A 9,499-nucleotide genomic window follows, 5' to 3' on the forward strand; every position below is an offset into this window, starting at 1 on the left:
CCCTTAAAAGTTAAAAACGATCTACAAATAGGTAATAAACACTTACCCATGTGACAATGATAAAGATTCCCAAAAAGAAAACGGATGCTAATGTCCCTTTGAGTGAGGAGCGATCTTCAATCTCTGTTTTTTGTTTTGTATTCAGTTCAGTTTTTTCCATCCCCAAGACTCCCTTCTGAAAATTGAAAATTAATTAAATGAGTTCTCTTTCATCATACAAAACAATCGTGAAAGTAAAATACTAAATTTGTAAGTTCACAAATTGTTCATTCCTTAGGTATTTACTATGGTAATGATAAAAACTTGATATAACAGTGATTTATATCACAATTACCATTGGTTAAATGTGAATAAAGTGTGAACGATCACACCTAACCTGTGATAAAAGTAATTGATAAATACTTCACATACTTCGAATTCCTGTTTTTTTGAAGGATAGTCACATTTCGAAATATTAAAAATATGATAAAAATAAATGTCATATATACCTTTAGAAATGAGTGTGTTTTTAGTGGAGAAGTATTATTGTGAAAAATGCCGGCTCCTTTACAATGAAGCGGAAATCTGTAAAATTTGCGGGCTAATAGCAGGAAATAAAATAAAAATCGAGGTTCAAAAACAATCAGAAAAATAATCAGATGAGCCTTTGAAAATCTATTGGAAAAGATTGTGTAATGATGTGATGTAAATTCCGCGCTATAATTTAAGTGCACAACAACAACAACCTTCAAAACGTTTGCTTCCCTTTTATGGGGAGCTTTTTTTGTTTATTAAGCCTTATGAATAATTATTGGATTATTGGTAAAAATACCCTTACGAATGTTGAAGGAGTATGATGATGCCGACGATTCTTTCAGTTGCAGAGGTAATTCCTCCCTATGAAATTAACCAAGATCAAGCGTCCCAATTTTCTAGAGAGCTTTTTGCTGAATCATTTAAAGATATTGAGAGACTATTGAAAGCCTTCCAAAATGGACAGATTGAAAAAAGACATTTTGTGAAAGGTTTAGAATGGTTTAAAGAAAATCATTCTTTTGAAGAGAAGAACCACGCTTACATAGAGTCTGCTGTCGCACTTGGAAAAGAGGCGATTGTCAATTGCTTAAACAATCAAGACTTTCTTAAGGTGCCTATTCCTTATGAAGAGGTCGAGGCCATTTTTTTCATATCAACAAGCGGTATCTCAACACCAAGTATTGAAGCGCGAATTATGAATCAATTGCCTTTCAGTCCACATACGAAAAGGATACCGATTTGGGGGCTTGGCTGTGCAGGAGGGGCAGCCGGTTTATCAAGGGCTTACGAATATTGCATAGCCTACCCTAAGGCCAAAGTCCTTGTCCTGTCGGTCGAACTCTGCAGCCTGACGTTTCAGAAGAATGACCTTTCGAAAAGTAATTTGATTGGAACTTCTCTGTTTGCTGATGGGGTTGCCTGCGCCTTAGTTTGCGGCGATGCTGTGAACAATAATGATATTAGAAAGAAGGCGTCGTCACCCTCCATCATCGCCACCCAATCGACCCTCATGCCTAACTCTTTGGATGTAATGGGCTGGGAATTAAGAAATACAGGATTATTTGTCCTTTTCTCTCGTGACATTCCCCAAATTGTCGAAGGCTGGCTTAAGCCGAATGTTAAAGGTTTTTTAGATGAACATGGAATCGAAATTGAACAAATCGACTGCTTTATTGCCCATCCAGGCGGAAAAAAAGTCATCGATGCTTATGTAAAGGCGTTAGATATCCCGGCTTCGATGACAGAGGTATCACTTGAGGTGTTAAAACAGTTTGGAAATATGTCCTCGGCCACTATTCTTTATGTACTGCGGAGATATATGGAGATGGACATTCCTAAAGAGGCAATTGGACTTGGAACCGCTCTTGGTCCGGGGTTTAGCTCTGAATTACTCCTTATGAGGTGGATGTAAATGAATAATCTGGTTCCATTTGTTATCTTAATTGTTTTCATCTCATTTCAGCGTGTTGTGGAACTTTTTATCGCCAGAAACAATGAAAAATGGATGAAGCGGCAGGGAGCCATAGAATTTGGTAACAAGCACTATAAGTATATGGTCTTCATGCACCTGCTCTTTTTCGTCGCATTATCTACAGAAAAGATTTTATTAAATCGCGGGCTATCACCGGTCTGGCCAATATTTTTAACTGTTTTTATCCTTGCGCAGTTCTTGAGAGGCTGGGCCATTTCTTCACTAGGAAAGTATTGGAATACGAAAATTCTTGTCTTAAAGCATGCGCAGGTAGTCAGAAAAGGGCCATACCGCTTTTTAAAGCACCCTAATTATTTTGTTGTCACGACGGAGCTGCTTATCGTACCCTTGCTGTTTAATGCCTTCTATACGGCACTGCTGTTTACAATTCTAAACTTCATGATCCTATCAATCCGGATACCTGAGGAAGAAAAAGCGCTTAGAATGTTAACGGAATATGACGAAGTTTTTCATGACTGTCATCGGTTTATCCCAAAGATTGTTAAATAAAAGTGACAGTTTCCTTCATGATATTGAAAATGATTATCAGCTGTGCTAAAATTTTGTTAACAATGAAAATCATTCTCAGACAGACTGATAAGGAAGGTGTTACATATGGCGTTTGCGTTTGTTGGCGGAACGATTATTATCTATGCATTTGTCATGAAGCACGTCTTAAAAAACGTTACCCAATAACGATTAAACTATTTAAGTGGCCAAGGTTCTTCACCTTGGCCTTTTTGCTATTAAAAATAAAAGCTCTGTCATGATAGGAAAAGTTCGAATTATCGTATAAAATAAAAATTATTACTACGTTGTTAAGGGGAATAAATAAAAATGGTGCAAACAGCCAATCAGAATGAAACGATAAAAACACTAAAACATAAAATTGTTTCGATATATGACTATTTAATCAAGCATCAAGATAGCGAGCAGGCTGAAAAGGTAAAACAGCTGGCAAAAAAGTTAGACAATAAAGAATTCCTGATTGCATTCTGCGGTCATTTTTCCGCGGGAAAATCGACAATGATTAATCAAGTGGTTGGTGAAAATTTACTGCCATCCAGTCCGATTCCAACTAGTGCAAACCTAGTGAAAGTAAAATCCGGTGAGGATTACGCGAAAGTGTTTTTTAAACATGAAAAGCCAAGGCTCTATCTGGCACCCTATGATTATGAATTAGTCAAAAATTATTGCAAGGACGGGGACCAAATAGAGGAAGTAGAGATTAGCCATAGCGATTCCCGTTTACCGGCTAATACGGTCATTATGGATACACCGGGTATTGATTCTGCCGATGATGCCCACCGTATCGCAACGGAATCAGCCATCCATCTCGCTGATTTGATCTTTTATGTAATGGACTATAACCACGTCCAAGCAGAGTTGAATTTTCTATTTACAAAAGAATTGACCGAGGCGGGGAAAGAAGTTTATTTGGTTATCAATCAAATCGATAAACATAAGGATGAGGAATTAAGTTTTTCTGACTTTCAAACCAGTGTTGTCGATTCGTTTGCCTCATGGGGGGTAAAGCCGGCAAGGATTTTTTATACTTCATTAAAGCATAAAGACCACCCACTGAATGAAATTAGTGAACTTCAAGGATTTATTGCGGAAAAGTTAGCTGCTAAAGATGAATTGTTAATTCCGTCCATTTATTCTTCTTTAAGAAAAATCACCCAAGACCATCTTAACGAGGAAAATAAACAGGAAGAAGAAAAGCTGGGTCCGATCCTTGAACTTCTAAATGAATTAACAGAGCAAGAAAAAGAAGCATTATCAATCAACTATCAAAATATCATCGCCAGTCTTCAGGTAATAAACGAAGGAACCGCAGGAAAAGAAAAGGATTTTGATGCTGAAATTTCTCTAATCATGAAAAATGCCTATCTCCTGCCGTTTCAGACACGAGCATTAGCAGAAAGCTTTTTGGAAAGCAGCCAGCCTGAATTTAAAACCGGCTTCCTGTTTACCAAACAAAAAACCCAAGAAGAGAAGAAAAAGCGCTTAGACAGTTTTTATCAAGATCTGCTTGAAAAAACAAGGACACAGCTTGAGTGGCATTTACGTGAATATCTCCTTCGATCCTTAAAGGAAGCGGAACTAGACCAGGCAGAGCTGATTCGTTTAGCACAATCCTTTTCCATCAGCGTTCCGGTTGATTTATTAATAAATACAGTGAAGCCGGGTGCTCGAGTCACCGGTGACTATGTTCTCCATTACACAGAGGATGTCGCCAATGAAATAAAAAGGATCGCCAGGAAACAACTTTCCGAATTTAAAGAGCATTTTTTCGCCGCCTTAAAAGACCAGTCAGCAATCATAAAGGACTGGTATGAACAGGAATTTAGCAACATCGAGAGATATGTAAAGGCATTAGCAGAGTTAAAAACGCATGAACAAACGATATTCTTACGTGAAAAGACGATTGATGACCTGTTTATGCAAACAGAAAGTCTGAAGGAAGATGTGTATCGGCTTTTTGCACAAGAGGAAGAGGAATTTGAAGTCATTCAATTCCAAGGGAAAGCCAACCAAATAGACAAGAAAATAGACAATTTGGCTAAACCGGTTGAAGCAGCTGTCAATGTCGAAAATTCGAAACATCACATCCAGCCTGAAAAGGATCATTTGAAATACACAACCGAGAAGCTTCATCATGCTTCAAAATTAATAAAAGACCTTCCAGGTTTTCAAAAGCTTGCAAAAGAATTAGTGGATAAAGCAGAAAGATTGGAAAACAAGGGGTTTACAGTAGCGTTATTTGGGGCTTTTAGTGCCGGCAAATCTTCGTTTGCCAATGCACTGATGGGAGAAAAGGTACTGCCTGTATCTCCCAATCCAACAACAGCCGCTATCAATAAAATTAAGCCGGTTTCTGCCAAACATCCACATGGAACCGTTCTAGTGAAGTTTAAGGAATCAAATACAATGCTTGAGGATGTCAATCGTTCCTTAAAGGTTTTTGATTTACAAGCCAGCGATTTCGCAGCGGCTGCAAAGAACATCGGTCAAATTCTGCTCGAAAAAGGGCAAGCAGGTGTGTTCGAGAAGACCCATTATGCCTTTTTGCAGGCATTTAACAAAGGCTCAGCCACCTATGTGCCATCATTGGGGACAGTTAAAGAAACAAATTTAAGCGAATTTCACGAGTTTGTTGCGATGGAAGAAAAATCCTGTTTCGTTGAATGGATTGAACTTTATTATGATTGTGAGTTAACCCGAAAAGGAATCACGCTTGTTGACACCCCGGGGGCGGATTCCATTAACGCTCGTCATACCGGCGTTGCCTTTGATTATATTAAAAACTCAGATGCAATCCTGTTTGTCACCTATTACAATCATGCCTTTTCAAAAGCAGACCGTGAATTTTTAATTCAGCTGGGCCGTGTGAAGGATTCCTTTCAAATGGATAAAATGTTCTTCCTTATCAATGCGATTGACCTTGCTGAAAATGATGCCGAGAAAGAGACCGTGGTGGAATATGTCGAAGAGCAGCTGCTGAAATATGGGATTCGAAACCCGCATCTTTATTCGTTATCAAGTCTGCTTGCCCTAAAAGAAAAGATGACTCCAAATCTGAATGCCAATTCTGGCTTAAGTGCGTTTGAGCAGGCCTTTTATCAGTTCATTTCTAATGACTTAACGGAAATGACCATTTTAGCGGCAGAAAAGGAATTGACGCGTGTTCGGGAATTAGTAGCAAAACTCATTCAAAGCTCAAGTGAAGATAAGGTTGTGAAAGAGCAAAAACGAATGGAGATTGAAAAGCAAAGGGCAGAACTTCATCATGTCTTTGAAAAGCAAAACTCAGATGCAATACTTGGACGAATGAACCAGGAGGCAGAAGAATTAATCTATTACATTAAGCAAAGGGTCTTCTTGCGTTTCGGCGATTTCTTTAAAGAGGCATTTAACCCATCAACCCTAAGGGACGACGGGCACAATTTGAAAAAGGCTCTCCAGACAGCACTTGACGAATTCTTAGAAAGTTTTGGCTTTGACTTTGCGCAAGAAATGCGTGCTACTACTGTAAGAATCGACAGGTTTGTTGAAAAGCAGTTGGCTGATTTTCAATCAGGTCTGATACGTAATCTTCTTGAAATCAACCGAGACCTTTCTTTTTCCGCATTTGAAAAAAGGGAGGGGGAAGAAATTGATTTCCCAATTGCCTTTAAGGATGCCAATCAGCAGTTGTTCGCAAAATCAATGTCTTATTTTAAAAATCCAAAATCTTTTTTTGAAAAAAATGACAAGCAAAACATGAGTGATGAACTAGCAAACGTTCTGCAGCCACTTGCTGACGACTATTTACAACAGGAAGCGGGTCGTTTGAAACATCATTATGCAGACGAATTGTTGAACGAATTTAATCGTTTATTAATGCAAATGAATGAGCAGTCAGCTGATTTTTATTTAAGTTTGCATTCCGCCTTAGATGGCGGGATTTCACTCCAAGTCTTAACTGAAATACAGCAAAAGCTTGCTGGAGAATCCAAATAATTGGGGGCACTTTAGATGAGGTATGTTAAAAACAAGGAATGGTTATTGAAATACATGAATGAAACAAATGTAAGAATTATTGATTGCCGGTTTTCCTTGGCAGCTCCTCAAAAAAAGCAAGAAGAATATCGAGAAGGTCATATTCCTGGTGCTTCCTATTTCGATTTAGAACAAGATCTGTCAGGTTCTGTTGGCGATCATGGCGGTAGACACCCGTTGCCAGATTTAGTTGAATTCGTTACGAAGCTTGTGAATAAAGGCATTAGTAATGACACAACAGTCATCGCCTATGATGACGGCGAGGGTGCATTTGCCGGCCGTTTTTGGTGGCTCCTTCAGTATCTAGGGCATAAGGATGTGTATGTGCTTGATGGAGGGTTTAAAGGGTGGCTCGAAGGAAATTATCCACTGACAACAGAAATACCTGTCTTTGAAAAGGCTGAATTCCATCCAAGCTTGAATGCTGACTTAATCGCTGCCACTGAAGAAGTGAAGGCTTTCGTCCAGAATCAGCCTGAAGACATTATTTTAATCGATTCACGTGAAGAAAAACGATATCTTGGCTTGGAAGAACCAATTGATAAGAAAGCTGGGCATATTCCTGGTGCGATTAATAAACCATGGATGGAAGGTTTGAGAGATGGGCAATATATTCCAGCTGCCGAACAAAAACAAAGATTTTCAGAAGTGAATAAGGATAAGGAAATAATTGTTTACTGCGGCTCGGGAGTAACCGCCACACCCAATTTCCTCGCCTTAAAGGAAGCGGGATTTGAAAAGGTAAAGCTTTATGTGGGCAGCTTTAGCGATTGGATTTCCTACGCCGAAAATAAAATCGAATAAATTTTTCGGGCTATCTTATGTTATAATGAAACTCGTGTTGTTTTTTAGAACATAAAAAATAGGGGGCTGAAACTTGGAAAATCAAAAACCTTCACTAATGCTTGTTGATGGAATGGCCCTGTTGTTCCGTGCTTTTTATGCCACGGCAGTGTCAGGACAATTTATGATAAATTCAAAAGGAATTCCTACTAATGGAATCCATGGCTTCGTTAAGCATTTATTTACAGCGGTATCTTCATTTAAACCGACACATCTCGCTGTTTGCTGGGATATGGGCAGCAAAACGTTCCGGACAGAGTTATTCGCCGATTATAAAGGCAATCGCGGCGAGGCACCAATTGAGCTCATCCCGCAATTTGATTTAGTAAAAGAGGTTGTCGAATCGTTTGATATCCCAAATATTGGCTTGGTTGGTTTTGAAGCAGATGATTGTATTGGCACAATCGCCAAGCAAACAAAGGATTATGCACATGTGTCGATTTTAACTGGTGATCAAGATATCCTGCAGCTCCTTGACGATAATATTTCCGTTATTTTATTGAAAAAGGGCTACGGGAATTACCTTGTTCACACACCAGAAACTTTCTTTGAAGAAAAAGGAATTACTCCAAGGCAGATGATTGATTTAAAAGCCTTAATGGGGGATCCAAGCGATAATTATCCTGGAGTAAAGGGGATTGGCGAAAAGACGGCCCTGAAGCTATTGCAGGAATATGAACATGTTGAAGGGATTATCTCCAATTTAGATCGATTATCAAAATCAAATAAGTCTAAAATTGAGCGTGATTTAGAAATGCTCCACTTATCGAGGATGCTCGCCGAAATAAAATGTGACGTTCCCGTTAGCTGCGCTTTAGAAGAGGCTGGACTACGCATTGAAAGAGAAAAAGCGGTAAATAAATTAATGGAAATTGAGCTTCGCGGTTTGCAGCGGCTGCTGCCGTTTGATGAGGCTGTTATATCCTAAGGTAAGGTTGTCTCGGTTTCGGGACAACCTTTTCATATTGGCTGGTTAATTATTTCGTGTTTTTCTTCTTTGCTGCATTTTCGAGTTTGCTTTTTGGTTCCTCTGCAAATTCTGCATCTTGACCAAACCCTTGTGGAGTTACTCCCGGTGCTTTCACACCGCGGTTTCTTTGGCTTTTTACACGCATCAACGTTTCACCTCCCCTAACAGCTAGTATTTCCATTAGGAATAATAAAACTCGGGATTTCGAACAATAATCATAGAGGTGATATGATGAACAAAGGTGTTTATTTAGCGCTGATCAGCATAGGGCTTGCTCAAGGATTAAAAATTCCCATCCATTATTTTAAAAAGAAAGAATGGCGCCCGGAATTGTTCTTTGGGACAGGCGGTATGCCTAGCTCACATTCTGCTGGGGTTTCTACCCTTACCACATATATTGCCTTGAGAAGAGGACTGCCGACTTTTGACTTTGCGCTCTCTCTTATCTACGGACTCATTGTCATGTATGACGCTCAAGGCATCCGCAGGCAAACAGGAGAACTCACATTAAAGGTCAACTCGATGAACGACTTAATTGAAAAAATCCAAAAGGAAGAAAGCCTGGAATTTAGACAGGAAGGCGCAAAAAAGTTAAAAGAAATGTTAGGGCATCAACCCGAAGAAGTGGCAGGCGGAGCTTTATTTGGAGCATTGATTGGTGTTATTGGTCATTTATGTACAAAAAAGGATAGGAAATTTGCGAATTTTAAGTTAAGATTTTAAAGGGATGTTTTAAGAATGTAGGGGAGAGGAATGGTAAAGTAAGTGAGGTCAGTGGAGGATTATTTGCACTTTTTGGAAGGGAAAGGCTTTCAACTAGATGAAGATGCAATCGGTTTTATTTACTTTGGGAAACACTACACAAATGCTTCCGATGAAATGATTAATACAGCGATTGAGCTGACATTAAAGGCACAAAGACGCTTTGATGGCAGTTTTTATGTCGCATTACTGGAAACGTTAATTTCAAACAAGCTAACCACAAGAAAAGACGCAATAAAGTTTGTCATGGAAAAGGAATTACTCGCGATTTAAACAAAACAAAAAACTCCCTTCCTTTGAAGTGACCCCGAAAAGTTAGACAGATTATTTAATTAAGCAGCTATTAGGGTTTGAGTTCGGTATTGCACTGGACTCAAACCTTTTAATTTTGT

At 39.0% G+C, this 9,499-nt stretch carries 9 protein-coding genes; 7 read left to right on the top strand and 2 right to left on the bottom strand.

The window, feature by feature from the left end:
- Positions 1-10: 10 nt before the first annotated feature.
- On the bottom strand, positions 11-160 hold the full coding sequence (locus tag ACFVSW_RS23480; protein ID WP_387319034.1) for a cytochrome c oxidase subunit 2A: 150 nt from the start codon (positions 158-160) through the stop codon (positions 11-13).
- 678 nt (positions 161-838) lie between these two features.
- On the opposite strand from ACFVSW_RS23480, the gene ACFVSW_RS23485 reads away from it, so the two are divergent.
- The 5 genes from ACFVSW_RS23485 (at position 839) to ACFVSW_RS23505 (ending at position 8,303) form a co-directional block, all read left to right on the top strand.
- A complete protein-coding gene (locus ACFVSW_RS23485; protein WP_387319036.1) occupies positions 839-1,927 on the top strand; it encodes a type III polyketide synthase in 1,089 nt (362 codons plus the stop codon).
- The gene (locus ACFVSW_RS23490; protein ID WP_387319037.1) at positions 1,928-2,497 is read left to right on the top strand and encodes an isoprenylcysteine carboxyl methyltransferase family protein; all 570 of its coding nucleotides are present in this window, start codon (positions 1,928-1,930) and stop codon (positions 2,495-2,497) included.
- Positions 2,498-2,824: 327 nt separating this feature from the next.
- Positions 2,825-6,493: a dynamin family protein gene (locus ACFVSW_RS23495; RefSeq protein ID WP_387319038.1), complete on the top strand. Its 3,669-nt coding sequence runs from the start codon at positions 2,825-2,827 to the stop codon at positions 6,491-6,493.
- A 15-nt stretch (positions 6,494-6,508) separates the two neighbouring features.
- On the top strand, positions 6,509-7,336 hold the full coding sequence (locus tag ACFVSW_RS23500; RefSeq protein ID WP_387319039.1) for a sulfurtransferase: 828 nt from the start codon (positions 6,509-6,511) through the stop codon (positions 7,334-7,336).
- A 73-nt stretch (positions 7,337-7,409) separates the two neighbouring features.
- Positions 7,410-8,303: a 5'-3' exonuclease gene (locus ACFVSW_RS23505; protein WP_387319040.1), complete on the top strand. Its 894-nt coding sequence runs from the start codon at positions 7,410-7,412 to the stop codon at positions 8,301-8,303.
- Positions 8,304-8,352: 49 nt separating this feature from the next.
- On the opposite strand, the gene sspL is transcribed toward ACFVSW_RS23505, so the two are convergent.
- Complete coding sequence (gene sspL, locus ACFVSW_RS23510; RefSeq protein ID WP_387319045.1) at positions 8,353-8,490, bottom strand: small, acid-soluble spore protein L; 138 nt, start codon at positions 8,488-8,490, stop codon at positions 8,353-8,355.
- A gap of 86 nt (positions 8,491-8,576) precedes the next feature.
- Here sspL and ACFVSW_RS23515 point away from each other — a divergent pair, with 86 nt between their 5' ends.
- Positions 8,577-9,068, top strand: coding sequence for a divergent PAP2 family protein (locus tag ACFVSW_RS23515; protein WP_387319041.1), 492 nt, complete (start codon positions 8,577-8,579; stop codon positions 9,066-9,068).
- A 42-nt stretch (positions 9,069-9,110) separates the two neighbouring features.
- Positions 9,111-9,380 carry a DUF6123 family protein gene (locus ACFVSW_RS23520; protein WP_034723329.1) on the top strand — a complete coding sequence of 90 codons (270 nt, stop codon included), beginning with the start codon at positions 9,111-9,113 and terminating at the stop codon, positions 9,378-9,380.
- Positions 9,381-9,499 lie beyond the last annotated feature (119 nt).

Source organism: Neobacillus sp. NPDC058068, assembly GCF_042885335.1.
In the GTDB taxonomy this organism is placed as follows: Bacteria; Bacillota; Bacilli; order Bacillales; family Cytobacillaceae; genus Neobacillus.